This is a genomic window from Cupriavidus sp. C3SS-1 (genome assembly GCF_057073755.1).
The window spans coordinates 1,874,550-1,900,493 of record NZ_CP172700.1 but is presented as its reverse complement, the minus strand read 5'-3'; the positions used below and the strand labels follow the sequence as shown (position 1 = coordinate 1,900,493).

21 protein-coding genes are annotated in these 25,944 nt (G+C 67.5%); 10 read left to right on the top strand and 11 right to left on the bottom strand.

Annotated elements, in window-relative coordinates; genetic code table 11:
• The first annotated feature begins 2 nt into the window (after positions 1 to 2).
• The 5 genes from ctaD to ACIGJC_RS24735 are packed head-to-tail and all read left to right on the top strand — an operon-like array spanning position 3 to position 4,737.
• The gene (gene ctaD / locus ACIGJC_RS24755; protein ID WP_483712037.1) at positions 3 to 1,760 is read left to right on the top strand and encodes a cytochrome c oxidase subunit I; all 1,758 of its coding nucleotides are present in this window, start codon (positions 3 to 5) and stop codon (positions 1,758 to 1,760) included.
• A complete protein-coding gene (locus tag ACIGJC_RS24750; protein ID WP_483712036.1) occupies positions 1,757 to 2,404 on the top strand; it encodes a bb3-type cytochrome oxidase subunit III in 648 nt (215 codons plus the stop codon). The genes ctaD and ACIGJC_RS24750 overlap by 4 nt, the downstream gene beginning before the upstream one ends.
• A gap of 16 nt (positions 2,405 to 2,420) precedes the next feature.
• Complete coding sequence (locus tag ACIGJC_RS24745; protein WP_483712035.1) at positions 2,421 to 3,116, top strand: heme-copper oxidase subunit III family protein; 696 nt, start codon at positions 2,421 to 2,423, stop codon at positions 3,114 to 3,116.
• A gap of 8 nt (positions 3,117 to 3,124) precedes the next feature.
• Entirely contained in the window at positions 3,125 to 3,499 is a 375-nt protein-coding gene (locus ACIGJC_RS24740; RefSeq protein ID WP_483712034.1) for a cytochrome C oxidase subunit IV family protein, read from the top strand.
• Positions 3,500 to 3,513: 14 nt separating this feature from the next.
• On the top strand, positions 3,514 to 4,737 hold the full coding sequence (locus ACIGJC_RS24735; protein WP_483712033.1) for a DUF2252 family protein: 1,224 nt from the start codon (positions 3,514 to 3,516) through the stop codon (positions 4,735 to 4,737).
• A 34-nt stretch (positions 4,738 to 4,771) separates the two neighbouring features.
• Here ACIGJC_RS24735 and ACIGJC_RS24730 read toward each other — a convergent pair whose 3' ends face one another.
• Positions 4,772 to 6,199, bottom strand: a complete 1,428-nt coding sequence (locus ACIGJC_RS24730; RefSeq protein WP_483712032.1) for an NAD-dependent succinate-semialdehyde dehydrogenase — start codon at positions 6,197 to 6,199, stop codon at positions 4,772 to 4,774.
• A 237-nt stretch (positions 6,200 to 6,436) separates the two neighbouring features.
• Here ACIGJC_RS24730 and ACIGJC_RS24725 point away from each other — a divergent pair, with 237 nt between their 5' ends.
• On the top strand, positions 6,437 to 7,483 hold the full coding sequence (locus tag ACIGJC_RS24725; RefSeq protein ID WP_483712031.1) for a patatin-like phospholipase family protein: 1,047 nt from the start codon (positions 6,437 to 6,439) through the stop codon (positions 7,481 to 7,483).
• 35 nt (positions 7,484 to 7,518) lie between these two features.
• Here ACIGJC_RS24725 and ACIGJC_RS24720 read toward each other — a convergent pair whose 3' ends face one another.
• Positions 7,519 to 8,133 (bottom strand): HD domain-containing protein, encoded by a 615-nt coding sequence (locus ACIGJC_RS24720; RefSeq protein ID WP_483712030.1) that lies wholly within the window; start codon positions 8,131 to 8,133, stop codon positions 7,519 to 7,521.
• Positions 8,134 to 8,158: 25 nt separating this feature from the next.
• Complete coding sequence (locus ACIGJC_RS24715; protein ID WP_483712029.1) at positions 8,159 to 11,611, bottom strand: adenylate/guanylate cyclase domain-containing protein; 3,453 nt, start codon at positions 11,609 to 11,611, stop codon at positions 8,159 to 8,161.
• Between the two features lie 187 nt (positions 11,612 to 11,798).
• Between ACIGJC_RS24715 and ACIGJC_RS24710 the strand changes: the two genes are divergently transcribed.
• From ACIGJC_RS24710 to ACIGJC_RS24695, 4 genes are all read left to right on the top strand, one after another.
• On the top strand, positions 11,799 to 13,289 hold the full coding sequence (locus ACIGJC_RS24710; protein ID WP_483714384.1) for an MATE family efflux transporter: 1,491 nt from the start codon (positions 11,799 to 11,801) through the stop codon (positions 13,287 to 13,289).
• A 404-nt stretch (positions 13,290 to 13,693) separates the two neighbouring features.
• On the top strand, positions 13,694 to 14,155 hold the full coding sequence (locus ACIGJC_RS24705) for a tripartite tricarboxylate transporter TctB family protein (protein WP_483712028.1): 462 nt from the start codon (positions 13,694 to 13,696) through the stop codon (positions 14,153 to 14,155).
• A gap of 13 nt (positions 14,156 to 14,168) precedes the next feature.
• Positions 14,169 to 15,671 (top strand): tripartite tricarboxylate transporter permease, encoded by a 1,503-nt coding sequence (locus ACIGJC_RS24700; protein ID WP_483712027.1) that lies wholly within the window; start codon positions 14,169 to 14,171, stop codon positions 15,669 to 15,671.
• A 240-nt stretch (positions 15,672 to 15,911) separates the two neighbouring features.
• Positions 15,912 to 16,208: a transcriptional regulator gene (locus ACIGJC_RS24695; RefSeq protein ID WP_483712026.1), complete on the top strand. Its 297-nt coding sequence runs from the start codon at positions 15,912 to 15,914 to the stop codon at positions 16,206 to 16,208.
• 73 nt (positions 16,209 to 16,281) lie between these two features.
• Here the strand turns inward: ACIGJC_RS24695 and ACIGJC_RS24690 are convergent, their stop codons facing one another.
• From ACIGJC_RS24690 to ACIGJC_RS24655, 8 genes are all read right to left on the bottom strand, one after another.
• A complete protein-coding gene (locus ACIGJC_RS24690) occupies positions 16,282 to 17,079 on the bottom strand; it encodes a DUF4397 domain-containing protein (protein ID WP_483712025.1) in 798 nt (265 codons plus the stop codon).
• A 274-nt stretch (positions 17,080 to 17,353) separates the two neighbouring features.
• Positions 17,354 to 18,379 (bottom strand): diguanylate cyclase domain-containing protein, encoded by a 1,026-nt coding sequence (locus tag ACIGJC_RS24685; protein WP_483712024.1) that lies wholly within the window; start codon positions 18,377 to 18,379, stop codon positions 17,354 to 17,356.
• An 82-nt stretch (positions 18,380 to 18,461) separates the two neighbouring features.
• The gene (gene cheB / locus ACIGJC_RS24680) at positions 18,462 to 19,496 is read right to left on the bottom strand and encodes a chemotaxis-specific protein-glutamate methyltransferase CheB (protein WP_483712023.1); all 1,035 of its coding nucleotides are present in this window, start codon (positions 19,494 to 19,496) and stop codon (positions 18,462 to 18,464) included.
• Complete coding sequence (locus ACIGJC_RS24675) at positions 19,493 to 21,760, bottom strand: response regulator (protein WP_483712022.1); 2,268 nt, start codon at positions 21,758 to 21,760, stop codon at positions 19,493 to 19,495. Before ACIGJC_RS24675 ends, cheB begins: the two co-directional genes overlap by 4 nt.
• Positions 21,757 to 22,449, bottom strand: coding sequence for a chemotaxis protein CheW (locus ACIGJC_RS24670; RefSeq protein ID WP_483712021.1), 693 nt, complete (start codon positions 22,447 to 22,449; stop codon positions 21,757 to 21,759). The genes ACIGJC_RS24675 and ACIGJC_RS24670 overlap by 4 nt, the downstream gene beginning before the upstream one ends.
• Positions 22,450 to 22,451: 2 nt before the next feature.
• On the bottom strand, positions 22,452 to 23,696 hold the full coding sequence (locus ACIGJC_RS24665) for a CheR family methyltransferase (protein ID WP_483712020.1): 1,245 nt from the start codon (positions 23,694 to 23,696) through the stop codon (positions 22,452 to 22,454).
• The gene (locus ACIGJC_RS24660; protein ID WP_483712019.1) at positions 23,693 to 24,178 is read right to left on the bottom strand and encodes a chemotaxis protein CheW; all 486 of its coding nucleotides are present in this window, start codon (positions 24,176 to 24,178) and stop codon (positions 23,693 to 23,695) included. The genes ACIGJC_RS24665 and ACIGJC_RS24660 overlap by 4 nt, the downstream gene beginning before the upstream one ends.
• Positions 24,179 to 24,205: 27 nt before the next feature.
• Positions 24,206 to 25,765 carry a methyl-accepting chemotaxis protein gene (locus ACIGJC_RS24655; protein ID WP_483714383.1) on the bottom strand — a complete coding sequence of 520 codons (1,560 nt, stop codon included), beginning with the start codon at positions 25,763 to 25,765 and terminating at the stop codon, positions 24,206 to 24,208.
• Positions 25,766 to 25,944 lie beyond the last annotated feature (179 nt).

The following is a 25,944-nucleotide window of genomic DNA, read 5'->3' as shown; positions in this document are numbered from 1 at the left end:
GCATGGCTTACGCCGATGATGCCGGCCACCACGGACCGCAGAGCTTCTGGACCCGCTACGTCTGGAGCCAGGACCACAAGGTGATCGCCGTGCAGTACACCATCACGGCCATCGTGGTGGGGCTGGTGGGCGTGGCGCTGTCCAACCTGATGCGCATGCAGCTCGGGTTCCCCGGCAAGTTCGATTTCATCGACGCCAACCGCTACTACCAGTTCGTCACCATGCACGGCATGATCATGGTGATCTACCTGCTGACCGCGCTGTTCCTCGGCGGCTTTGGCAACTACCTGATCCCGTTGATGGTGGGCGCGCGCGACATGGTGTTCCCGTTCCTCAACATGCTCAGCTACTGGGTCTACCTGCTGTCGGTGCTCGTGCTGCTGGCCAGCTTCTTCGTGCCGGGTGGCCCGACCGGCGCCGGCTGGACGCTGTATCCGCCGCAGGCGATCCTGCCCGGCACGCCCGGCTATGAGTGGGGCATCATCCTGATGCTGGTGTCGCTGGCGATCTTTATCGTAGCGGCCACCATGGGCGGGCTGAACTACGTCACCACGGTGCTGCAGGCGCGCACCGAAGGCATGACGCTGCTGCGCATGCCGCTGTCGGTGTGGGGCATCTTCATGGCGACCATCCTGGCGCTGCTGGCGTTTCCGGCGCTGTTCGTCTCGGCCGTGATGATGCTGCTCGACCGGACGCTCGGCACCAGCTTCTTCATGCCGGCGATGGTGTCGATGGGCCAGCAGCTCAACTACAAGGGCGGCAGCCCGCTGCTGTTCCAGCACCTGTTCTGGTTCTTCGGCCATCCGGAGGTGTATATCGTCGCGCTGCCGGCCTTCGGCATCGTCTCGGACCTGGTCAGCGTGCATGCGCGCAAGAGCATCTTCGGATATCGCACCATGGTGTGGGCCATCCTGGCGATCGGCGTGCTGTCGGTAGTGGTGTGGGCCCACCACATGTTCGTGAGCGGCATGAACCCGTACTTCGGCTTCTTCTTCGCCACCACCACGCTGATCATCGCCATTCCCACGGCCATCAAGGTCTACAACTGGGTGCTCACGCTGTGGCGAGCCGATATCCATTTCACGGTGCCGATGCTGTTCGCCATCGCGTTCATCAGCACCTTCGTCATCGGCGGGCTGACGGGGCTGTTCCTTGGCAATGTGAGCGTGGACATCCCGCTGTCGAACACCTATTTCGTGGTCGCGCATTTCCACATGGTGATGGGCGTGTCGCCGATCCTGGTGGTGTTCGGCGGCATCTACCACTGGTATCCCAAGGTGACGGGGCGCATGCTGGACGATACCCTCGGCCGCGTGCATTTCTGGGTCACCTTCATCGGCACCTACGCCATCTTTTTCCCGATGCACTACCTGGGCGTGCTGGGCATGCCGCGGCGCTACTACGCGTACGAGAACTACGCGTTCATCCCGGAATCCGCGCACGTGATGAACATGTACATCTCGATCGCGGCCTTCATCGTGGCGGCGGCGCAGCTGTTGTTCGTGTTCAACCTTGCCTGGAGCGTCTGGCACGGGCGCAAGGCGGACGGCAACCCGTGGCGCGCCGCGTCGCTGGAATGGCAGACGCCGCAGACGCCGCCCGCGCATGGCAACTGGGGGCCGCACCTGCCGGTGGCCTATCGCTGGGCCTATGCCTACAGCGTGCCGGGCGCGAAAGAGGACTTCATCGCGCAGAATGCGCCGCCCGAGGCCGGCGGCGCCGAGCCTGAACCGCACCCCAGACGTGGAGCCGTGGCATGAATGCCGATGCGGTCTACAAAGTCAGCCGCGACGACTTCGGCGGCAATCCGTCGGGCGGCGGCCACACCCGCGACGAGCACGCCCGCCGTGCGCCCGCGAGCATCGGGCTGTGGATCTTCATGGGCGTGGTCACGGTGCTGTTCGCGCTGTTCCTGACCGCCTATGCCATGCGCATGGACAGCCCTGACTGGCAGCGCATTGCGCTGCCGTGGCAGGTATGGCTGTCCACCGCGCTGCTTGCGGCAGGCAGCGTGGCCATGCAGGCGGCCGTGCGACTGGCGCGCGCGAGCCGCATGGCCGGGGCGCGGCAGGCGCTGCTTCTGGGCGGCGTGGGCGCGGCGGCGTTTGTCGCGTCGCAGCTATGGGCCTGGGAGGCGCTGCAGGCCGCCCATGTCGGTCCCGCGAGCAACCCGGCGGGCAGCTTCTTTTACCTGCTGACGGCCATGCACGGGCTGCACGTGCTCGGCGGCCTCGCGGGCTGGGCCTACGCGTCCGGATTCCGGGGCAGCGGTGAAGGCGCCGTGCTGCGCATGGTGCTGTGCGCCCGGTACTGGCATTTCCTGCTCGCCGTGTGGGTGGTCCTGCTGGCCGCGCTGGGCTGGCTCACACCGGAGATCGTGCGCTACGTCTGCGGCACCGCGTAGCGCGGAGGAGAGTCCCATGTCTTCGAACGTCTCATCGGAGCCCGCCGCGCCGGGGGCCGTAGCCTCGGGCCTGCGTGGCCTGGTGGCGGACTGGTCGTCCGACCAGCGCGCCTTCAAGGTGTCGTGGGGCAAGGCGATGATGTGGATCTTCCTGCTGTCCGACACCTTCGTTTTCAGCTGCTTCCTGACGGGCTACATGACGGTGCGCATGGCGACTACGGTGCCCTGGCCCAATCCCAGCGAAGTCTTCGGCCTTCGTATCGGTGGCCACGACGTGCCGCTGCTCCTGATCGCGATCATGACGTTCGTGCTCATCACCAGCAGCGGCACCATGGCGATGGCGGTCAACTTCGCCTACCGGCGCCAGCGGCGCCAGTGCGCGCTGCTGATGCTGGCGACCGCATTGCTCGGCGCAGCTTTTGTCAGCATGCAAGCCTTCGAGTGGACCAAGCTGATTGTCCAGGAAGGTGTGCGTCCCTGGGGCAACCCGATGGGCGCGGCCCAGTTCGGATCGACCTTCTTCATGATCACGGGCTTTCATGGCTTTCACGTGACCTGTGGCGTGATCTACCTGCTGATCGTGGCGACCAAGGTCTTGCGGGGCCGCTACGAAGTCTCGGGAAACTACCAGGTCGTGGAGATCGCGGGCCTGTACTGGCACTTCGTGGACCTGGTCTGGGTCTTCATCTTTGCATTGTTCTACCTCTGGTGAGGCTTGCCATGGCTTCGACTCCCACTCCCGCCTCTCCTGCCTCTCCCGGCGCTGCGCACGGCCCCGACGACGCCGCCCACACTGGCCAGCAACATCCGATCAGCCTCTACCTGAAGATCTGGCTGCTGCTGTTCGTGCTGTCCACGCTGTCGTACATGGTGGACTACGTGGGCTTCACCGGCTACCTGCGCTGGACCCTGATCCTGCTGCTGATGGTGATGAAAGCTGGGCTGATCGTCGCCGTCTTCATGCACATGGCCTGGGAACGCATGGCGCTGATCTGCGCGATCCTGGTGCCGCCGCTGTGCCTGCTGATCCTTGTAGGGCTGATGGCGGAAGAGGCAAACTACACGTTCCTGACGCGCGGTATCTTCTTCCATTGATCCTCCTCGCACGCATGCATCCTGCCACCGAAGCCATCCTGCGTTTCAACCAGGGCCGCGACCCCGAGCGCTTCACGCGCAAGCTGGCCGCCATCGCCGCCGACCCGTTCGCCTTCTTTCGCGGCACCAATCACCTGTACGTGGCATCGCTGGGCCATGCGGACGCGCTGCTCGACGCGCCGACCACCTACGTCTGCGGCGACCTGCACCTGGAGAATTTCGGCAGCTTCAAAGGTGACAACGGCCTGGTCTACTTCGACCTGAACGACTTCGACGACGCGCTGGTCGCGCCGCTGACCGTGGACGTGATCCGCGTGCTGTCCAGCGTGCTGGTGGCGGCCGGCCAGATCGGCCTCTCGGACGAGGACGCGGAGCGCGCCTGCGAGGCGATGCTGTCCGAGTATGCGGCGGTATTGGAGGGTGGCAAGCCGCGCTGGCTGGAGCGCGCCACGGCGACCGGCATGGTGGCCACGCTGCTGCGGCGGGTCAAGCGCCGCCGCCGCGGCGAACTGGTCGCGGAGCGCGCCGAGACGCGCAAGGGGCAGCAGCGGCTGATCTGCGACGGCCGGCACGCCTTGCCCGCCGACACCAGGGACCGCAAGCGGGCCTTGCAGGTGTTGGACGCCTACTCCGGCCAGGCGCACGGCCACCGCTTCCGCGCCGAAGACGTGGCGCGGCGCGTGGCCGGCATCGGCAGCCTGGGGCTGGAACGCTACGTGGTGCTGGCGCGCGACGAACGCGCCGGCGGCATGCCGCGCCTGATCGACATCAAGCGCGCGGCGCCGTCCGCCTGGCAGGACCTGCCCAACCGCGCGCAACCGCGCTGGAGCAGCGATGCCGGGCGCGTGGCCGCCACCCAGACGATCATGCAGGCGGCATCGCCCGCGCTGCTATCGTCGGTGGACAAGGGCAAGGCGTCGTATCTGGTGAAAAGCCTGCAGCCGACCGCGGACCGGGTCAACCTGGCGCACTGCGATAGTTTCTCGTCGCTGCGCGAAGTGCTCGCGACCATGGCGCATGCCGCGGCGTGGGCGCACCTGCGCGGCTGCGGACACCACGCGGCCGACCGTATCGAGCAACTGCAGGAATTTGCGGCCGGCACGCGCTGGCGCAAAGGGGCGCTGCGGCTGGCACGGCATGGCCATGCCGTGTCGCTGGCCCAGTGGAAGGCCTACGCGGAGGACTACCGCAAGGCCAGGGGCAGCGCCGTCGGCGAATCCGCCAACGGCGCCCGATAAGCCATCCAGGCAGGCCGTACAGAAGGACGGGGACTCAGACCTGCGTGATGAACTTGGTCACGAGGTAGCCATCGAAGGTCTCCATGCCGCCTTCGCTGCCGATGCCGGAGTCCTTGATGCCGCCGAACGGCGTTTCGGACAGCGCCATGCCGAAATGGTTGATGTTGACCATGCCGGCCTCCAGGCCGTTGGAGACCTCGGTCGCGGTCTTCAGCGAGTTGGTGAAGACATACGACGCCAGGCCGAACGGCAGGCTGTTGGCGCGGCGCAGCACCTCGGCCGTGTCCTTGAAGCGCGTCACCGGCGCCACCGGGCCGAACGGCTCGTCGACCATCAGCCTGGCGTCGTCCGGCAGGTCCGTCACCACGGTTGGGGCGAAGTAGTAGCCCTTGTCGCCGAGGCGCGAGCCGCCGGCCACGACCTTGCCGCCACGCTGGCTGGCATCGTCCAGGAACTGTTCCATCGAGAGCACGCGGCGCTCATGCGCCAGCGGGCCCATCTGCGTGCCTTCTTCAAGCCCGTCGCCAACCTTGATCGAGCCGATCACCTCCGTAAAGCGGGCCAGGAACTTGTCATAGGCCTTTTCCTGCACGTAGAAACGGGTCGGCGAGACGCACACCTGGCCCGCGTTGCGCAGCTTGAACCGCGCCAGCATCTCGGCGGCCGGCTCGATATCGGCGTCGTCGAACACCAGCACCGGCGAATGCCCGCCGAGTTCCATGGTTACGCGCTTCATGTGCGCGCCGGCCAGCGCGGCCAGCTGCTTGCCTACCGGCACGGAACCCGTGAACGAGATCTTGCGCACGATCGGCGATTCGATCAGGTAGGTCGAGACCTCGCCTGGCACACCCCACACGATGTTCAGCACGCCCGGGGGCAGGCCGGCATCGTGGAACAGCTGCGCCAGCGCGACCACGGCGCTGGGCGAGTCTTCCGGCCCCTTCAGGATCAGCGTGCAACCCGCGCCCACCGCCGCCACGATCTTGCGGATGGCCTGGTTGAACGGGAAATTCCACGGCGTGAAGGCCGCGCACACGCCGATCGGCTCGCGCACCACGATCTGGCGCACATTGGGCTGGCGCGGCGGAATCACGCGGCCGTAGATGCGGCGGCATTCCTCGGCGTGCCAGTCGGCATGTTCGGCGCAGACCAGCACTTCGCCGACCGCCTCGGCCAGCGGCTTGCCCTGGTCCAGCGTGATATTGCGGCCGATGTCCTTGGCGCGCTCGCGGGCCAGTTCGCCCACGCGGCGCAGGATCTTCGAGCGTTCCAGCGGCGAAGTCTTCTTCCAGCTCTCAAAGGCGCGCTGGGCCGCGGCCAGGGCGCGGTCCAGGTCGGCGCGGCTGGCGTGCGGCAGCTTGCCCAGGACTTCCTGGGTGGCGGGATTGAGCACATCCTGCTCGCGCCGGTCGCCGCCCTTGACGAATTCCCCGTCGATATAGAGGGCAAGATCCTGGTACATGCGTGTTCTCCTGGTGGTCGTGTGGGACATTCCGGCGGTGCGTGGGTGCGCTGCCAAGTCCGCTAGCTTAACGTGTCGGCGCCGATCGTGCTGGCGATCCGGCCGACTCCCTGGGCGGGGAAGTACTAGCGCGTCCATGCGCAAAGCGGCCGCGATGGGGCCGCATCTTCACTACACTTTACGAAAAAGGCCGCACGGGTTCCCTAGTGCCCCCGGCCGCATACCAGGAGCCACGCCATGGATGGAAACTCGGGCAAGCGTGCCAGCGGTGAACGGAAACCCATCGCGCTGGCGCTCCAGGGCGGGGGCATGCACGGGGCCTTTACATGGGGCGTCATCGACCGGCTGCTCGAGGACGGCAGGCTGGAGATCGAAGGCATCAGCGCCACCAGCGCCGGCGCCATGAACGCCGCCGTGCTGGCCTGCGGGATGCTCAAGGGCGGACCCGACGGGGCGCGCCAGGCGCTGCATGATTTCTGGCTCGCCATCGCGCGCTCGGCCGAACGCTACAGCCCGTTCCGCTGGGTGCCGTGGATGAAGGGCGGGCACAGCTTCGGCCTGGACAACTCGCCGCTGTATGCCATGGCCGACATGGTGCTGCGCCTGATGTCGCCGTACCAGTTCAATCCGCACAACATGAACCCGCTGCGCGACGTCCTGGCCAGCCAGGTGGATTTCGAGGCATTGCGCCGGGAAGGCCCGTGCCATCTGTTCCTGTGCGCCACCAACGTGGAAACCGGCAAGATCCGCATTTTCTCCGGGGCGGACTTGTCGATCGACGCCGTGCTGGCCTCCGCCTGCCTGCCGACGCTGTTCCAGTCGGTGGTCATTGACGGCCAGCATTACTGGGACGGCGGCTATGTCGGCAATCCGGCCATCTTCCCGCTGATCTACCAATGCAAGACCAACGATGTCGTGATCGTCCACATCAACCCGATCGTGCGCCCGGGCGTGCCCAGGACGGCTGCCGACATCCTCAACCGCGTCAACGAGGTCAGCTTCAACTCGTCGCTGATGCGCGAGATGCGCGCCATTGCCTTCGTGACCTCGCTGATCCAGCAAGGCAAGGTCGACCGGGCCGAGATGAAGGAGATGCGCATCCATTCGGTCCGCAACGACGAGACCATGGCCGCGCTCGGCGTGTCGAGCAAGTACAACGCGGACTGGAAGTTCCTTTGCTACCTGCGCGACAAGGGCCGCGACCATGCCGGCACCTGGCTGGAGCGCACCTATGACCTGGTCGGGCAGCGATCCAGCGTGGATATCAGCGGCGAATTCCTCTGAGCGCGCCGCAACACGTCCGTCAGCACGCCAGTCCGTCAGCCGGGCACCGGCTGAGCCAGCCGCAGCGCCAGGTTGTGCCTGGCGCGCGCTTCATAGCGGTCGTGGAACAGGTCGGTCAGGTAGAGGCGTGGGCGGGCCAGCAGGCGGCCCAGATACTTGCGTTCGGCCGCATCGTAGGCCAGGTCGTCCAGGTCGGCGCGCTCGGCGCGCAGCAGCGTCCCGTTGCGGCGGAACCGTGCCCCGTGGCTGCCCAGCGTCGCCAGGTCGATGTCGACCGCATAGCAAGCGGCCAGCCCGTCGGGAACGCCGGTGTGCGTGGTGTCCAGGATCATGGCCGCAATTGCGTCGGCGCCCGCAATCCGTCCGTCGGCGCAGCGCAGGAACCAGTCGGCGCTGCGCGCCTCGTTGTCGCGCGCGCCCGGCACGTAGATGACATCGTGGCACCAGAGCGCGAGTTCCACGGCGTCGGCATCGGGAACCTGCGCGCAGGCCCAGTCCAGGTCGCGCAGGCAGCGGCGCACGTGGTACAGCGTGTGGTAGTAGCGGCCCGGCCCCGAGTAATGCCCGCACAGTTGCGCATAGGTGTCGTGCGCGCGCTGGCCGCCGCAGCGCGACCACAGGGACTCGAAGCGGGCCTGGAACCGGTTCATGGGCTTCCTTCGCGGCGGCGCCGGTTCAGCCGACCTCGTCGAGCAAGGCCTTGGCCTGTTGCAGGTCGGGCGTTTCGAAGCCTTCGCGGAAGGCGCCATAGACGCCAGCCAGTACCTGGCGCGCGGCATCGGGCTTGTCCTCTTGTTGCCACAGCCGCGCGAGGCTCAGCGCGGCGCGCAACTCGAGCGACCTGGCGCCCTGCTCGTGCGCAATGGCGACGGCCTTGCGGAAGCAGGCTTCGGCCTCTTCCCGTGCCAGCCAGCCATGGTCGGACCCGGCCAGGAGCAGTTCGCCCTTCAGGCGCAGCAGCGTGGACGCGTCCAGCCGTTCGCCGGTGTGCTCGGCAAGCGGCATGGCTTCGTCGAGCAGCGCCAGGCCGGCGCGGTATTCACCCGCCATGCCGTGCGCATCGGCGAGCAGCCCCAGCAGGCTCGGCCTTGCCAGCGATGCGCCGGTCGCGGCATAGGCGTCGAGACCCTGCCGCATCTGCGCGATGCCCGCCTGGTGATCGCCACGCTCGGCCACGGCCCAGCCCTGCAGCACCGTGCCCCAGGCCAGGTAGATCGGAAAGCCTTGTTCGCCGGAGATGGCGATGGCGGCTTCGGCAAACTCGCCGACCTTCTGCACTTCACGCCGGCACAGGTGCACCTCCGCCGCGAAGACCAGGCACAGCGCCAGATTGAAGGCGTCGGGACGCTGGCGGGCCAGCGCCAGCGCTTCGAGCGAGCGCACCCGCGCCCGGTCCGGCAGGCCCTGGTACCAGAGGATCCAGCCCAGCGTGGCCATGGCGTGAACGGTGGGGTCGCGACCGTAGCCAAGCAGGAAATCATAGGACGACTGGTCGGCTGGCTGCACCGCCAGCACTTGCTCCATGTGGTCGCGGGCGACGCTGATCTGGCCCAGGCGGAACGTGGTGGACCCCTGCACGCGATGGCCCTCGGCGAGCTGGTCGGGTTTGTGCGAGCGCTCGGCCATGCCAAGCAGCCGCTCGCCGAGCGGCAGCGACACGTTGTATTGCGCGCGCAGCTGGTAGAACGCCCATAGCCCGAGCTGCGCGGAAAAGACCTGCGCCGTGGGTTCGCCCCCTTTGCCCCCTTTGCCCGCTTCGCCTTGTTCGCCCTGTTCGCACAGCGCGAGCGCTTGCCGGTAGTTGGCTTCCACTTCGTCGGCAGCCTGGCCGCGCGTGGCGATCAGCGCGGGCCCCAGCGTCAGCAGCAGGGACAGCTCCTGCCGCACGCGTTCAGGCGTGTCGGGCAGCCGCTTGAGCAGCGCAAGGGCCTGCTTCAGGTGGCCGATCGCCTCGGGCAGGGCGGAGCGTTGCACGGCTTGCTCGCCCGCGCCTTGCAGGTACTCGATCGCTTTCGGCACGTTGCCGCTGAGGCTGTAGTGGTGGGCCAGCTCGCCGCAGTAGTCCTTCAGCCGGCCCTGGAACAGCGACTCGATCGCCAGCGCGGTACGTTCATGCAGTGCGCTGCGCCGCTCGGTCAGCAGGCTGTGGCCGGCGACCTCCTGGGTCAGCGCGTGCTTGAAAGCGTACTCCACGTCGGGAAAAGCCGGCTGCTCGTAGATGAAGTCGGCGGCCTGCAGCGCGGCCAGCAGCGGGCGCAGCGCCTCGTCGTCCTGCTGCGTGACGCGGCGGATGAGCCCCAGCGGGAATTCCTTGCCGATCACCGCCAGCGTCTGCAGCAGGTCCTTCTGCGCCACGGGCAGCCGGTCGATACGCGCGGCCAGCACGCCTTGCACGGTAGTCGGAATGTGCAGCAGGGCCGGCGCCTGTTCGATGCGGAAGTCGCCGGGCAGCCCCAGCAGCACACCTTCCTCGCTCAGCGTCTGGACCACTTCCTCCATGAAGAACGGGTTGCCTTCGGTCTTGTCGAGGATCAGCCGTTTCAGCGGGACCAGGCTGCGATCGTCGCCCAGCAGCGCGGTGAGCAGGCCCTGGGCCTCGGCCGGGCCCAGCGGCTCCAGATGGAGCTGCGTGTAGGCGCCGCGCGCATGCCAGTCGTGCGCATACTCGGGCCGGTAGTTCACCTGCAGCAGGATGCTCGCCGCGGGCACATGGTCGACCAGGATGTCGAGAAAGCCTTCGGTCTCGCTGTCGAGCCACTGCAGGTCCTCGAAGATCAGCGCGAGCGGCTGGTTCTGGCTCTCGCGCACCAGCAACTGGGCAATGGCTTCGAAAGTACGCTGGCGCCGGATCGTGGCGTCCATGGTCGGCAGCGCCGAATCCGGGTCGCTGCTGCCGAGCAGGTAAAGCAGGTAGGGCAGATGCACCTCCAGCGAGCGATCCAGCGTCAGCAGCCTGCCGGTGACCTTTTCGCGGCAGCCGCGGTCGTTGTCCTGCGCGGTGACCTGGAAGTAGTTCTTCAGCAGCTCGATCAGCGGCAGGTAGGCAAAGGCCTTGCCGTGCGATACCGAGAAGGTCTCCAGCACCAGGCAGCCCTGCCGCGACCTGGCCTTGAATTCGTGGAACAGGCGGGACTTGCCCACGCCGGCCTCGCCGACCACGCCGACGATCTGCCCGTTGCCGGCCCTGGCCCGCTCCAGCGCCGCGTGCAGTTGCTCCAGTTCGGTCTGGCGGCCGACGAAGCGGGCCAGCCCGCGGTGCGCCGCGACCTGCAGGCGCGTGCGCAGCGCCCCGAGGCCGAGCACCTCGTAGACGGCCAGCGGATCGCGCACGCCCTTGACATGCGTGGTGCCGAGCGGCTTGAACTCAAAGTAGCCTTCGGTGAGCTTGTGGGTCGACTCGCTGATCAGGATCGACGCCGGCGTCGCCACGCCTTCCATGCGCGAGGCGATGTGGATGGTGTGCCCGACCGGGTCATAGTCCGTGTGCAGGTCGTCCTTGCGGATCGAGCGCACCAGGACCTCGCCGGTGTGGATGCCGACGCGGATCTGCAACGGAATGCCCAGTTCCAGGCGGACGCGGTCGCTGTGGCGGCGCATCGCCTCCTGCATGCGCAGTGCCGCGTACAGCGCGCGCAGCGCGTGGTCTTCGTGCGCGATGGGCGCGCCGAACAGGGCCAGGATGCCGTCGCCCAGGAACTTGGCGACATAGCCTTCGTAATGGTGCACGGCCTCCATCATCAGCGTGGCGACCGGGTCGATCAGGCGCCGCGCTTCCTCGGGGTCCAGGTCCTGCGTCAGCGCGGTCGAGCCGGCCATGTCGGCGAACAGCGCGGTGATGGTCTTGCGCTCGCCCTCGGCATCGCCGCGTGCCTCCATGGCCGCGCGTTCGGCAAGGATGCGCTGGGCCAGGTGCGGTGGCGTGTACTGGACAGGCGGGGTGGCCGGCGCCGGCACGGACGGCCGCCCGGCCGGAGCACCGGCCAGCGAGGCGCCGCAGCCGCGGCAGAACTTCGTCATCGGGCCGGCGGGCTCGCCGCATTGGGGACAGGCCCGTGCCAGCACGGCGCCGCACTCCTCGCAGAAGTTGGCCTTTGCGAGGTTCTCGAACCCGCAATTTGTGCAGCGCATATCGCCTCCTGCGCGCCGTGGCCCGGCGCATTCCGGCGCATTCCGGCTCCGATCCATTAGACGCGCGATCCGGGCCGTTGGCAAGGCGGCAACGCGCGGCGTCGGGATCGCGTATGCTGGCAGGCTGACCGCCTCGAGCCGGGATGACGCATGGACGCGACGCATGGACGCGCGACACAAGGACGACATGAAGCCTGACGCCAGACTGACCACCGGCCCCATCGGCCGCACGCTGCTGCTGTTTTCGCTGCCGGTGCTCGGCAGCAACATCCTCCAGTCGCTCAATGCCTCGATCAACTCCGTCTGGGTCGGGCGCTACCTCGGCGAGGCGGCACTGACCGCGACGTCCAACGCCAACATCATCCTGTTCTTCCTGCTCGGCGTGGTGTTCGGCATCAGCATGGCCAACACCATCATGATCGGGCAGGCCGTCGGCGGGCGCGACCTGGACGAGGCGCGCAAGATCGTCGGCACCAGCACCACGTTCTTCGTGCTGCTGTCCGTGGCGGCGTCGGTGTTCGGCTACATCTTTACGCCGGACATCCTGGCGGCCATGCAGACGCCGCACGACGCCGCGCCGCTGGCAGTGACGTACCTGCGCATCATCTTCATCGCGCTGCCGTTCATGTACTTCTACAACTTCGTGATGATGACGCTGCGCGGCGCCGGCGATTCGCGCACGCCGTTCTACTTCATGCTGTTGTCCGCGGTGCTCGACGTGGTGCTCAACCCGGTGCTGATCTTCGGCATCGGCCCGCTGCCCGCGCTCGGCATTGCGGGCTCGGCGCTGGCCACGCTGATCGCGCAGCTCACGAGCCTGGCCGCGATGATCGCGCTGCTCTACCGCCGCCGACATTTCCTGCTGCTGCATCGCGAGCAGCTGGGGCTGCTGCGGCCGGACCCGGCCATCATCCGCTCGCTGGTGGCCAAGGGCCTGCCGATGGGCCTGCAGATGGTGGTGATCTCGTCGTCGGCAATCGTGATGATGTCGCTGGTGAATGCATACGGTTCGCAGACCACTGCGGCCTACGGCGTGGCATCGCAGCTCTGGACCTACGTGCAGATGCCGGCGCTGGCGGTCGGTGCGAGCGTGTCGTCCATGGTGGCGCAAAACGTCGGTGCGGGGCTCTGGCACCGCGTCACGCGCATCACGCGCATGGGCATGCTGTTCAACCTGGCGATGACCGGCGCGCTGGTCGGGCTGGTCTACCTGTTCGACCGCAATTCGCTGGGGCTTTTCCTCGGCACCGACAACGTGGCCATCGGCATCGCGCGGCAGATCAACGTCGTGGTGCTGTGGTCGTTCATCCTGTTCGGATTCACCATCGTGATCTTCGGCACGGTGCGTGCCACCGGCGCCGTGATGGCGCCGCTGGTCATCCTGTTCCTGTCGATGTGGGTGATCCGCCTTCCGTTCGCGTGGGCGCTGGGCAAGAGCTGGGGCGCGGACGCCATCTGGTGGAGTTTTCCGCTGGGATCGGTGGTGTCGGTCGTGCTGGCGGTGGGCTACTACCGCTTCGGCAACTGGCGTACCAGCCATATGCTGCCGGTGTCGGCCCATGCACCCAAAGCGGTGGGGCAGGCCCCCGACACCAGCATGGGCACGCCCTGCGAAGACGCGGGCCAGGTATCCGATGCGGATGAAGCGCCGCCCCGTACCGTCGAAACCGTGCGTTGAAAGGCAATCGAAAGATCGGCATGGCATCGTTGCGCCCGTTGCCGACTTTGCGGTAACGGGCGCGTTCGTCCGCGTGCGCCAGAATGCCTTCCTCAAACCGCGTCGATGCCGCATGGCAATGGCGCGCGTCCCGCCGTCGTAGTTCTCCCTTTCCACGCCGTCCAGCCTGGCGCTAATACATCATGTCGTGATGCATTGGGGCGCATGCACATTCGCATGGACACGCCTGTCTGATGCGTGGCGCATTGGTGAATACCCCTAATTGAAGACAACTGAAAGGCGGCTGAAAGATCGCCTCTTTAAGGTTCCGGTCACCGTCGGGGCATGCGCTTGCATGCAGCAATTCGCGCAGCAGAGCCAGCGCGCGACACCGGCAGCATTCGTGAACTTTGAGGAGAATCGTTTTGCGCATACGTAGCCAAAAGGACTTTGCCTCCGGCCTGATGTTTATTCTGGTCGGTCTGGGCTTTTCCTGGGTCGCACGCGGCTATTCCATGGGAACCGCCGCGAAAATGGGCCCCGGATACTTTCCGTTCCTGCTCGGGTTGGTGCTCGCCGTGCTCGGCGCGCTGGTGCTGATCTCGTCGCTGTCGAGCAACGGCGAGCAAGACCATCTCGCACGCTGGGACCTGAAGACCCTGCTGTGGATCCTCGGTTCCGTGGTGCTGTTCGGCCTGTTGCTGAAGCCGCTCGGCATGGTGCTGTCCGTGTTCGTGCTGGTGTTGGTGTCGTCGATGGCCAGCCACGAGTTCAGCTGGAAGGGCGCCTTGCTCAACAGCGTCGTGCTGGTGCTGATCAGCCTGGGCGCGTTCGTGTACGGCATCAACCTGCAGATGCCGGTGTGGCCTGCATTCATCACCGGTTAAGGGGAGCGCCGAGATGGAATTGATTGAACACCTTTCACTGGGATTCTCGACGGCGCTGTCGCTGCAGAATCTCGCCTACGCGTTCCTGGGCTGCGTGCTCGGTACGCTGATCGGCGTGCTGCCGGGCCTGGGGCCGCTTGCCACCATCGCCATGCTGCTGCCGGTGACCTACACGCTGCCGCCGGTGGCCGCGCTGATCATGCTGGCCGGTATTTACTACGGCGCCCAGTACGGCGGTTCGACCACCGCCATCCTGGTGAACCTGCCCGGTGAATCGTCGTCGGTGGTAACCACCATCGACGGCTACCAGATGGCGCGGCGAGGACGCGCGGGTGTGGCGTTGGCGACTTCGGGCCTGGGCTCGTTCTTCGCCGGCTGCGTGGCCACGCTGATCCTGGCCGCGTTTGCCACGCCGCTGTCGGAACTGGCATTCAAGTTCGGTCCCGCCGAGTACTTCTCGCTGATGGTGCTGGGCCTGATCGGTGCCGTGGTGCTGGCGTCGGGTTCGCTGCCGAAGGCCGTGGCCATGATCGTGCTGGGCCTGCTGATGGGCCTGATCGGTACCGACGTGAACTCGGGCGCTGCGCGCTTTTCGTTCGACGTGCCGGAACTGACCGACGGCATCGACTTCGTCGCGCTGGCCATGGGCATGTTCGGTTTCGCGGAAATCATCGCGAACCTGGAGCAGAAGGAATCGCGCGAAACCTTCACCGACGCGGTCACCAATCTCTGGCCGACCAAGGAAGACTTCAAGCGCATGGCGCCTGCCGTGCTGCGCGGCACGATGCTCGGTTCGGCGCTGGGCATCCTGCCGGGCGGTGGTGCGGCACTGGCTTCGTTCGCGGCGTACTCGCTGGAGAAGAAGACCTCGAAGTACTCGCATGAGTTCGGCAAGGGCGCCATCGAAGGCGTGGCGGGTCCGGAATCGGCCAACAACGCCGCGGCACAGACCTCGTTCATCCCGCTGCTGACGCTGGGCATTCCGCCCAACGCGGTGATGGCGCTGATGGTGGGTGCGATGACCATCCACAACATCCAGCCCGGCCCGCAGGTCATGACCAGCAACCCGGCGCTGTTCTGGGGCCTGATCGCCTCGATGTGGATCGGCAACCTGATGCTGATCATCCTGAACCTGCCGATGATCGGTATCTGGGTGAAGCTGCTGACCGTGCCGTACCGCTTCCTGTACCCGGCGATCCTGGTGTTCTGCGGCATTGGCGTGTACTCGGTCAACAACCAGACCTTCGACGTCTTCATGGCGGCTGGCTTCGGCGTGCTCGGCTACCTGTTCCTGAAGCTCAAGTGCGAACCGGCGCCGCTGCTGCTCGGCTTCGTGCTGGGACCGATGATGGAAGAGAACTTCCGCCGTTCGCTGCTGCTCTCGCGTGGTGACTTCAGCGTGTTCGTGACCCGTCCGCTGTCGATGGGCCTGCTGATCGCCGCTGCGGCGCTGGTCGCGGTGGTGGCCCTGCCGTCGATCAAGGCCAAGCGCGAAGAAGCGTTCCAGGAAGAGTAGCCCCGGCGCTCCGGAACCACGCCGTCTCGCTGCGGCGTGCATCAAGCAAGTATTCGGGGTGCCTTCGTGCACCCCGTATTTTCTTGCGGCGCAGCCTGCGCTGCGCGAAGTTCGCAGAAGTAGAGAGTGCCCGACTGCGGCAGCAGTCATGGGCCGCGCAAGATGAACAGGAACTCCGCTCCGGCCCTTCACCGGATCCCAGCATTCCGGTGTCGTGGGGTGGGAGCTTCGCCCGCGCTCATGAAACCGTTTTCCCTTGACCGGGTCCTTTCCCGGATTTTCATCCTCAAGCTCGTCCACGCAAGTCCTTCGACCGTGATGAACCTGGTCGACCGGCTGCGCGAGTACGGCATCGAACTGAACATCCGCTCGCTGCGCCCGATCCTGCGCAGCCTGATGATCGCGCGTGCGATCACGGCCGAACTGGTCGAGGGCAGCGGCCGGGTGTACTGCATCACCGACAGCGGCCGCGACGAACTGGATCGCTACCTGTCCCATCTCGATATCCTCAAGCGGGATGGCGGTGCCGACGGCTGAGACAGCTACGTCCACACGAGAAAAATGGGCCCGCTTTCGCGGGCCCATTGCATTGCAGCCTGGCGTTGAAGAATTACTGGCTCGGTTGGGTCACCAGTTCCAGGCCAGCCTGCGATTCGTCATCGCCGCGCGCGACCAGCACCTTGATGCGGTTCGGCAGCGTAGCCTTGATGCCGTCCACCGGAAGCGTGGTGATCAGCCAGTCGGCATTGTTGGCCAGCGTCAGCGTGCCCGAATCGAAGATCACGGTCTTGCTGCCAGCCGTGGTGATGCGCAGCCGGTAGGTGCCGCCGTTCAGGCTGATCGAGTCCTGGCCCGATGCAGGTACCGCGGACTTGAATGCCACGGCGGAGAACGTCGGGCCGACGGAGTTCAGGTCAACCGCCGGCACGGTCACGTAGATGTCCACGTTCTGCGCGTTGAACGATGCGTTCAGTGCCCTGACACGCGCCTTGTCCGAGAACAGGCCCACTTCGAACGGATCATCGATCTGTATCACGTCCGCCGCGCTTTCGCTGCCTGGCATGGCAACTGCCGTGTACTTGTGGCCCGTATGGGTGTTGATGGTCGTATGCCCCAACTCGGTATTGGTACCGGCCACGTTGAACGCAAACAGCTGGTTGCCTTCGTCGACCGTGCGATAGGTCGACACGAACTTGTAGGGCTCGTTCAGCAGATTGGTTTTCACGCCGTTCTGCAAGATGTCGACGTTCGGGCCGCCCGGTATGGCATGAATCAGGCGGACCGTCGGCTTGCTGAGGCCGACGCGGGCGGCAATGCCGTCGTCACCGCCTCCGCCGCAGGCAGACAGGACTGCCGCACTTGCGATCGCGAGGCCAAGGATAAGACTGGTTTTTCTTGAGCGGAACATAAAATCACCTCTCTCCGTTGCGTTGGTTTGGGGCGAGTGCCAGGAACGGCCGCGGCGTTGCGGCGGCTGCATAGGGCAGGGGATGCCCTTCAGGCCGTTGACGCCGTTTCGCGAGTCAGGTGGCCTTATTGCAACGATAGAAAGGAACTTTCAGCGGAGGCAGCCGCAGGTATCCGAAACCGGTGTCGGAGGATTCCCACAGGAGAAGGGGATGGGACGGTATGCGAGGCGCTGTCGTGACTGGCGGCGCACGACACCGTATCCCGAATTGGGGCTAGCTTTTGGGCCAGGCCATCACCACCTGGTTCCTGCCATTTCTCTTGGCCTCGTACAGCCCCGCATCGGCCACTTCGACCAGCCGGCTACTGGGCTGGTTCTCTTCCGGCACCAGCACCGCCGCGCCGATGCTGACAGTCAGGCTGCCGCCCGCGCCCAGCCCGTTGTGGGCGATGCCGAGCGCTTCAACCGCACGCCGCGCTTTTTCCGCGAGCAGCCGCGCGCCGCCGGGCGAAGTCGAAGGGAGAATCATCGAGAACTCTTCACCGCCGAAGCGCGCGGGCAGGTCCGTGGGCCGCGAGCAGTTGTCGCGCAGTACGGCGGCGACGCGCCGCAAGACCTCATCGCCGGCGACGTGCCCGTACGTATCGTTGTAGGCCTTGAACGCATCGACGTCGATCATCAGCAGGGCGAGCTGGCTCTTGTCACGCTGGGCCCGCTTCCACTCGGCGTTCAGGTATTCGTCGAAATAGCGTCGATTGGACAATCCCGTGAGGCCGTCCGAGTTGGTGAGCCGCTGCAGTTCAAGGTTGGTCTCGAGCAGTTGCTGCTGGCTTTGCCGCAGCGCGCGGTAGGCCTCGTCGCGCTGCTGCAGGTTCAGGTACGAGCGCGAGTGATAGCGGATGCGCGCGATCAGCTCGATGCTGTCCGGCAGTTTCACCAGGTAATCGTTGGCGCCCGCGGCGAAGGCCGCGCTCTTCGTCGCCGCCTCTTCCTTGGTGGACAGCACGATGATCGGGATATCGCGCGTGGCGGCGTAGTCGCGATAGCGGCGCACCAGCGTCAGGCCATCCACGCCGGGCATGACCAGGTCCTGCAGGATCACGGTGGGGCGGGTGCGCTCGGCCACGGCCACGGCGTCGTCCGGCGTCGCGCAGTAGTGGAAATCGATGTCGGGCTCGGAGGCCAGGGCGCGGCGGACAGCTTCGCCGATCATGGCCTGGTCGTCCACCAGCAGCACCATGACGGGATAGGTGTGCGCTGGGGTAGTGTCGGTGATGGCGTGGTTCTCGAGTTCTTGCATGCTGGCTTCCCGGATGGCTCGACCCCAAAATGTTCCTGGATGAGGCATCGGCGATCTTGTGTCGTCTTCTCTGTTGTCTTCGCTACAGTGCCCGGCTCGGTGCCGGCCACAGGTGGCTGCAGGCCTGCACCAGGCGCGGCGCAACGGCCGCGAGCGGCAGGATCTCGCTGGCGGCGCCGATGGCCGCCGCCGCCTTGGGCATGCCGTAGACGGCGCTGGTGGCCTGGTCCTGCGCAATCGTCAGGCAACCCTGGTCGCGCATGGCCTTCAACCCGCTGGCGCCGTCGCGGCCCATGCCGGTGAGCAGCACGCCAATGGCTTGTCCGCGCCAATGCTCCACCACGCTTTCAAAGAACACGTCGATGGAGGGGCGGTAGAGATAATCGCTGGGCTGCTCGGTATAGGCCATGCGGTTTGACCCTAGCAGCCGCAGATGGTTGTTGGTGCCGGCGATCAGGACCGTGCCGGCCTGCGGCACTTCGCCGGCGACGGCTACGCGCACCGGCAGCGCGCACTGTCCATCGAGCCATTCCGCCATGCCGGGTGCGAAGGCTTCGTCGACATGCTGCACGGCCACGACGGCCGCGCAGAAATCCGCGGGCAGGGCGGACAGCAGCGTGGCCAGCGCCGCCGGGCCGCCGGCCGAGGCGCCGATCGCAACCAGGCGCGACGCTGCCGGCCGGCCTGTTACTTCGGCCACGGCTGGACGCGGTGCCACCCGTCCCGTCACCAGCCGCCCGACATTGCGCATCTTGCGCAGCAGCGGGCCGGCGGTCAGCCTGGCATCGGATTCGGTCAGCGTGGGTGTGTCCACGGCATCGATGGCGCCATGCCCCATGGCGTCGAACACCTGGTTGGCGTTGCGGCCCAGGTCCGTGGTAACCACCACGATCGGGCACGGCGTGGCCGCCATGATGCGGCGCGTGGCCTCCACGCCGTCCATGACCGGCATCAGCAGGTCCATCAGGATCAGGTCGGGCGGGTGCGAAGCCGCGAGCTGGATCGCCTGTTCGCCGTCCCCGGCGACCCATGCAATCTCGAAGGCGGGATCGAGCGCGATGGCGCGGCGCAGCGCGGCCACGGCCAGCGCCGAATCATTGACGATGCCGACTTTCATGAAGTTGCCTCGCCGATCAGGTCGTGCACCGCATCGAGCAGCGCAGCGTCATGGAAACTGCCTTTTGCCAGATAGTAATCCGCGCCGGCCTCCAGGCCGCGCTGGCGATCCTGCTCGCGGTCCTTGTACGACACCACCATCACCGGCAACTGCTGCAGGCGCGGCTCCTTGCGGATCAGCGTGACCAGTTCGATCCCGTCCATGCGCGGCATGTCGATATCGGTGATGACCAGGTCGAAGGGCTCGGCGCGCAGCACGTTCCAGCCGTCCATGCCATCCACGGCGACCACCACGTCGTAGCCGCGCCCGGCCAGCAGCTTGCGCTCCAGCTCGCGCACGGTGAGGGAGTCGTCGACCACCAGCACGCGCTTGCGCCGCGCCTGCGTGGCGGCCATACCTGCCTGGCGTACAGGCTCGATGCGTCCGTCGCTGACGAGCTTCTCGACCGAGCGCAGCAGGTCATCCACGTCGAAGATCAGGACCGGCGTGCCGTCATCGGTCAGGGCGCCCGCGGCAATATCCTTGATCTTGCCCAGCGCCGGCGCGAGCGGCTGCACCACCAGCAGGCGTTCGCCCAGCATGCGGTCGACGGCAATGCCGTACACGCGGTCCTGTTCGCCGAGGATGACGACGGGAATCTCGTCGCCGTCGAGCGCGCGTTCCGGGCGCTGCAGGACCTGCGCGGCACTGACCAGCCCGACTGCGCGGCCCGCGTGCCGGAAATGCTGGTGGCTCTCGGTCTGCGCCACGTCCTGCCGGGCCACCGTGGCGGCGCGCAGGACGTGGCCCAGCGGGAACGCATAGGCTTCGCCGGCTACTTCCACCAGCAGCGCGCGCACCACCGACAGCGTCAGCGGCAGCTCCAGGTGGAACTGCAGGCCGCCCCCGGGCGGCTGCGCCAGGCGCAGGCTGCCGCGCACGCGGCGCACCATTTCCTGCACTGCATCCAGGCCGACGCCGCGGCCCGAGACTTCGGACACGGTCTCGCGCAGGCTGAAGCCCGGCAGCAGCAGGAACTCGAGCAGCTCGGCCTGCGACAGCCGCGCGGCGGTGTCCTCGCTCGCCAGGCGCCGCCGCACGATCGCGTGGCGCAGCAATTCGAGATCCACGCCCGCGCCGTCGTCGCCGATCTCGATCACGAGCCGGCCGGCATTGTGCCGCGCCTGCAGCAGGATGCGTCCTTCGGCGGGCTTGCCGGCGGCCACGCGCACCGCGGACGGCTCGATGCCGTGATCCACGGCATTGCGCAGCAAGTGCGCCAGCGGCGCATCCAGGGCCTCGAGGATGTCGCGGTCCACCTGCGTGCCGGCGCCGACCAGTTCCAGGTGCGCAGCCTTGCCGAGCGAGCGCGCAAGATCGCGCACCATGCGCGCGTAACCTGCCAACCCGTCGGACAGCGGGCGCATGCGGCAGGCCAGCGCGGTGTCGTAGAGACGCCGCGCCAGCCGCGCAGTGCGGTGCTCGTACTGGTCCAGCTCTTCCTGCCGCTGCGACAGGTCTTGCGCGCCGTCTGCCAGCAGTTGCCGCGCATCGGACAGGGCGGCCATGGCGCTGGCGTCGGCGCCGCTGCCCGCGAGCGCGCCGCTCAGTGTGTCCAGGGCCTGCAGCGCGCGCGCCTGTTGCCGGCGCGCCTGCAGCATGGCCCGGCCGAACGGGCGCAGCCAGTGCGATTCCACCATGGCCTCTCCCGACAGCGCCAGCAACTGGTCGAGCGACTCGGCGCCGACGCGCAGCATGCGCTCGTGCGATTCCGGGGCGGCTCCCGGTGGCACGGCTGGCTGGGGCGGCGCGGCGGGGCTGGGCTCGGCGTCGGCCGACGCAACTGGCGGCTCCGCCGCAACCGGTGCTGACGCGCCTTCTCCGCCCGGCAACGCCTGCAAGCGTTGCACCACGGCGAGGATCTCGGCGCGGCCCTGGCGGTCGGCCCAGGCCGGGTCGCCATCAGGCGGCTGGCCGATCCGCTGCAGCAGGTCGGTGCCTTGCAGCAGCGCATCGATATGCGCGGCGCTCAGCGCCATGCCGGCTTGTGCGGCCACCAGGCAATCTTCCATGGCATGCGCCAGGTGCACTCCGCCATCGAGCCCGACAATGCGCGCCGCGCCCTTGATGGAATGCGCCGCGCGCATGCAGGCGTCTAGCTGGCTGGCGGCGGCGGGGTCGCGTTCCAGCGCGAGCAGGCCCGCATTGAGCACCTCGGCCTGGGATTCGGCTTCGAGCGCGAACAGTTCGAGCAGCGAAGCGTCGCGCAACTGGTCGGGGTTCATGCCAGGCTCCGGGTCAGTGCCTGGCGCACCAGCGCGGCATCCAGCAGGCCGACGCTGCGGCCGTGGTCTTCAAACAAGGCCTGGCTGTAGCGCGTGGAGGCCCGCGCCAGCGTGGCCGGCAGCGGCCGCAGCGCACTGCCGGGCACGCGGCGCACGCCGCTGACTTCGGCCACCGGCAGGGCGATGGCGCCGCGGCCCTGGCCGAGCACCAGGAAACGCTGTCCGTGCCGCGCGTTCGCCTGGGCATCGGGTGCCTCGTCCATGCCGAACAACCGGGCCAGCGACAGGCAGGCCAGCAGGCTGCCGCGCACGCTGGCCAGCCCCAGCACCGCGGCGTCGCGGCGATGCGGGAGCGAGTGCACGGGGCACGGCGCGGTGACTTCGCCAATGGCCTCGGTGGGCAGGGCCAGCCATTCCTCGCCGACGCGGAACACCAGGCAGGACAGGCCGGTGCCGGACGACGCCGCATCCGGTTCGCGGTCGGCCGGTGCGTCGGGCAACCGGGTCATGGCATGTGAATCGAGCAGGACCGTGGCCGCGCGGGAATAGGTCGGACAGTTGCGGCAATGGACGTGCGTGGCCAGCAGCGCGCAGCTGCCGTCGCCCCGCACGCCGATGCGGCGCCAGCAGTCGTCTACAGGCGTACTGTCGACAGGTGTGTTGGCGGAAAGAGTCAGGTCGTCAGCCATGGCTAGCCGGTACGGGTATGGCGCTGGGCGCGCTGGCGCAGGCGCGCGGCGCCGGCGTGGTCGCCCTCGGCTTCGAGCCGCGCGGCCAGGTGATAGAGGGCCTCCTGGTGGCCCGGGTCGAGATAGATTGCGCGGCGATAGGCGTCGCGCGCGCTCGGCGTGCGGCCGGCGGCGTCATGGAGCACGCCCAGCAGGCAACAGGCATCCGCGCTCGGGCCCTGGCTGGCGATCAGCGCTTCGCAGGCCGCGGTGGCGGCGTCCAGTTCGCCGCGATCGGCAAGCGCCGAGATGCTGGCGAGCGCATCGGCCGGCTCGGCGGCGCGAGGCGGTGCGGGCTTGCGCAGCGCCGGCGTGGGGCGCGCATGAAGCCTGGCCGGCCTCGGCGGCATGCGGGCAGGCGCCGGCGCCAGCGCGGTGCTGCGCTGGATCGGGCGCACGCTCCGTGCTTCCTCCGTGGGGGACTTGCGGAACGCGAAGGCGAGCGGCACGCCGGCGGACTGCAGCCCTTGCGCGCTGAGCAGGCTGGCTTCGGCCGGGCCCACGAAGATCATGCCGTCGCTCGCGGTCAGCCGGGCCAGGGTCTGGACGGTACGCCGCTGCACGTCGGCATCGAAATAGATCAGCAGGTTGCGGCAGAAGACGAAGTCGTAGGGCGCCTCGCCGGCCAGCAGGTCGGGGTCGACAATGTTGCCCAGGCGCGGCTGCACCAGTTCGCGCACCCGCGCGTCCAGTGCGAAGCCGCCCGGGCAGGGCTTGAAGTAGCGGTCGCGGAAATCGAGCGCGGCGCCGCGGAAGGCATTGCCGCCGTAGAGGCCGGCACGTGCGCGCGCCAGGGCGCGGGCGCTGATATCCAGCGCGTCGATGCGGAAACGCGCGGGCGCAATGCCGGCGTCGAGCAGGGCCATGGCGATGGAATAGGGCTCTTCGCCGCTCGCGCAGGGCAGGCTCAGCACACGAATCTGCCGCGTGGGGTCGCCGAACACGCGCTCGGCCGCAAAGCGCCCAAGCGCCACCAGGGCCTCCCGGTGCCGGAAGAACCAGGTCTCGGGGACCACCACGGCTTCAATCAGCGCCTGGAACTCGTCGGGGTGGCTGTGCAGCAGGTTCCAGTAGGCCGCCACATCATGCGCCTGCAACGCGGCCTGGCGCTCGCGCAGCGCGCGTTCGAGCGCGCCGGGGCCGATCGAGCGCGCATCCAGCCCGATGCGCGCCTTCAGCAAGGCCTCGATATGGGTGGCCGTGCTCATGGCAGGCACGCGTCCCGCGCCGCGTCGAACAGCATGGCGTGGACATCGTCGGGCAGCAGCGCGTGGACCCGCACCCATTGCACCAGGCCGCGCTGTTCATCGGCGCGCACCGGCCCCAGGTAGCGTGCCGTGCCGGTGTCGATGCCCGTTTCGATGAACGATTCCGGCGCGCAGCGCAGCGTCTCGGTGGCCTGCTCCAGGCGCAGCCCGAGCAGGCGCGGCGCATCGCCTTCGCCTTCGCGGCGGCGGTAATGGACCAGCACCGTGCGCGTGCTGGTGCGCTGCGCCGACGCCACGCCCGTGGCCAGCGCGCACAGGTCGATCACAGGCACCGCCTGCCCGCGCCGCGACAGCACGCCGGCCACCCAGGCAGGGCTGCCGGGAATCTGCTTGAGCGCGGTCAGCGGCAGCACCTCGGCGACCTCGGTGGCATCGATCGCATAGTGGTCATGGCCAAGCCGGAACAGCAGGAACAATTTCATCGGCGCGTGGCCTCCCGCCCCACGGCGCTATACCTTGAAGCGTGAAACGCCGCTGCGCAGCTCGTTGGCCACCAGCGTCAGCTCGTCGATGGCCTGGCCCGACTGGCGCAGCGACTCGACCGTCTGCTGCGCGGCTTCGGACAATTGCATCAGCGCCTGGTTGATCTGCTCGGCGCCTCCGGCCTGCGCCTGCATGCCTTCGTTGACCATCTGCACGCGCGGCGCGAGCGACTGCACCTGCCCGATGATCTGCGACAGCTGGTCGCCGACCTGGGTCACGTCGGACATGCCGCGGCGCACTTCTTCCGAGAACTTGTCCATGCCCATCACGCCGGCGGCCACGGCGGACTGGATCTCGCGCACCATCTGCTCGATGTCGTAGGTGGCGACGGCGGTCTGGTCGGCCAGGCGGCGGATCTCTGTGGCCACCACCGAGAAGCCGCGGCCGTATTCGCCGGCCTTTTCGGCCTCGATCGCGGCATTGAGCGACAGCAGGTTGGTCTGGTCCGCCACCTTGGCGATGGTGGTGACCACCTGGTTGATATTGCCGGCCCGTTCATTGAGCGTGGCGAGCTTGGCATTGACCGAGCCGGCCGCGTCCATCACGTGCTGCATGGTGGCTTCCATGCGCGACAGGCCGACCTGGCCGGTCCCGGCGAGCCCGGCGGTCTGCTCGGCCGCGTTCGAGACCTCGTTGATGGTGCGGACCAGGTCGCGCGCCGTGGCGGAAATCTCGCGCGAGGTGGCGCCGATCTGCGTCGTGGTCGCGGCGGTTTCCGTGGCGGTGGCCTGTTGCTGTCGCGCGGTCGCGGCAATCTCGTTGACCGAGGTGGTGACCTGGATCGCGGAGCGCTGGGCCTGGCCGACCAGCGAAGTCAGCTCGCCCGTCATCTGGTTGAAGCCTTCCTCGACGTCCTGGAATTCGTCGCCGCGCTTCAGTGCCATGCGCAGGCGCAGGTCGCCGCCGCGGATGCCGGCCAGCAGGCCGACGATCGAGCGCATCGGCACGGTGATGGCGCGCAGCAGCAGGTAGCCACAGATGACCGCCACCGCCAGCGCGACCAGCAGCGCCACCTCGATGCCGACCTTGGCCGAGTTGACGGCCGCATTGATGCCGTGCGCGGAACGCTCGTTCACGGCATTGTTGTCGTCCACCATGGCCTGCGCGAGCTTGCGCACATCCTGCCAGGCCTGGTGGGCATCGCCGCGCAGCAGCGCTTCGGTGGAATCGACGCCTTTCCCGCTGGTCGCTTGCAACAGCGGCAGCGCCACCTGCTCATACCTGGCCTTGGCCGTCTTGTACTGGTTGAAGGTGGCGCGGTCGTTGTCGCGGGTGATGGTGGTCTCGTACTGTTGTTCGAGCCGCTCCAGCCGCGCGCGGACGTCGGCCACTTGCTGCCGGTACTCCTGGCGCTGGCTGTCGCCGGTGGCCTTGATGGTTTCCCAGCCCAGCACATAGATCTCGCCCCAGGCGCCGCGGATGCTGGTGCTGTATTGGAGGCCCGGCAGGGCGTCCTTGAGCATCAGGTTGGTTTCCCGCTCGATCGACGAGAGCCGGTTGTAGGCCACAACCCCCATCAGTGCCATGACCAGCAGGATGAAGGTAAAGCTTGCCAGGATGCGCTTGCGGATGGTCCAGTGGTTCAAGGCTTGGTTCCCGTATTCCGTGTTCTTCTTCAGGGCAGCCGCGGCGCCCGGCCGGCAGTGCGGCAATGCGCGGTAGGGTACTGTAACCCCGGGGCGGTTTCAACGCCGCGCGACTGGCA

What these genes read in the sequence shown, in the direction of transcription:
- ACIGJC_RS24665 (WP_483712020.1), bottom strand. Translation starts at nt 23,696, where the DNA reads ATGAGCACGGCCACCCATATCGAGGCCTTGCTGAAGGCGCGCATCGGG.
- ACIGJC_RS24675 (WP_483712022.1), bottom strand. Translation starts at nt 21,760, where the DNA reads ATGAACCCCGACCAGTTGCGCGACGCTTCGCTGCTCGAACTGTTCGCG.
- ACIGJC_RS24720 (WP_483712030.1), bottom strand. Translation starts at nt 8,133, where the DNA reads ATGAACCGGTTCCAGGCCCGCTTCGAGTCCCTGTGGTCGCGCTGCGGC.
- ACIGJC_RS24730 (WP_483712032.1), bottom strand. Translation starts at nt 6,199, where the DNA reads ATGTACCAGGATCTTGCCCTCTATATCGACGGGGAATTCGTCAAGGGC.
- ACIGJC_RS24715 (WP_483712029.1), bottom strand. Translation starts at nt 11,611, where the DNA reads ATGCGCTGCACAAATTGCGGGTTCGAGAACCTCGCAAAGGCCAACTTC.
- cheB (WP_483712023.1), bottom strand. Translation starts at nt 19,496, where the DNA reads ATGAAAGTCGGCATCGTCAATGATTCGGCGCTGGCCGTGGCCGCGCTG.
- ACIGJC_RS24670 (WP_483712021.1), bottom strand. Translation starts at nt 22,449, where the DNA reads ATGGCTGACGACCTGACTCTTTCCGCCAACACACCTGTCGACAGTACG.
- ACIGJC_RS24685 (WP_483712024.1), bottom strand. Translation starts at nt 18,379, where the DNA reads ATGCAAGAACTCGAGAACCACGCCATCACCGACACTACCCCAGCGCAC.
- ACIGJC_RS24655 (WP_483714383.1), bottom strand. Translation starts at nt 25,765, where the DNA reads ATGGCACTGATGGGGGTTGTGGCCTACAACCGGCTCTCGTCGATCGAG.
- ACIGJC_RS24660 (WP_483712019.1), bottom strand. Translation starts at nt 24,178, where the DNA reads ATGAAATTGTTCCTGCTGTTCCGGCTTGGCCATGACCACTATGCGATC.
- ACIGJC_RS24710 (WP_483714384.1), top strand. Translation starts at nt 11,799, where the DNA reads ATGAAGCCTGACGCCAGACTGACCACCGGCCCCATCGGCCGCACGCTG.
- ACIGJC_RS24690 (WP_483712025.1), bottom strand. Translation starts at nt 17,079, where the DNA reads ATGTTCCGCTCAAGAAAAACCAGTCTTATCCTTGGCCTCGCGATCGCA.
- ACIGJC_RS24750 (WP_483712036.1), top strand. Translation starts at nt 1,757, where the DNA reads ATGAATGCCGATGCGGTCTACAAAGTCAGCCGCGACGACTTCGGCGGC.
- ctaD (WP_483712037.1), top strand. Translation starts at nt 3, where the DNA reads ATGGCTTACGCCGATGATGCCGGCCACCACGGACCGCAGAGCTTCTGG.
- ACIGJC_RS24725 (WP_483712031.1), top strand. Translation starts at nt 6,437, where the DNA reads ATGGATGGAAACTCGGGCAAGCGTGCCAGCGGTGAACGGAAACCCATC.
- ACIGJC_RS24735 (WP_483712033.1), top strand. Translation starts at nt 3,514, where the DNA reads ATGCATCCTGCCACCGAAGCCATCCTGCGTTTCAACCAGGGCCGCGAC.
- ACIGJC_RS24745 (WP_483712035.1), top strand. Translation starts at nt 2,421, where the DNA reads ATGTCTTCGAACGTCTCATCGGAGCCCGCCGCGCCGGGGGCCGTAGCC.
- ACIGJC_RS24740 (WP_483712034.1), top strand. Translation starts at nt 3,125, where the DNA reads ATGGCTTCGACTCCCACTCCCGCCTCTCCTGCCTCTCCCGGCGCTGCG.
- ACIGJC_RS24695 (WP_483712026.1), top strand. Translation starts at nt 15,912, where the DNA reads ATGAAACCGTTTTCCCTTGACCGGGTCCTTTCCCGGATTTTCATCCTC.
- ACIGJC_RS24700 (WP_483712027.1), top strand. Translation starts at nt 14,169, where the DNA reads ATGGAATTGATTGAACACCTTTCACTGGGATTCTCGACGGCGCTGTCG.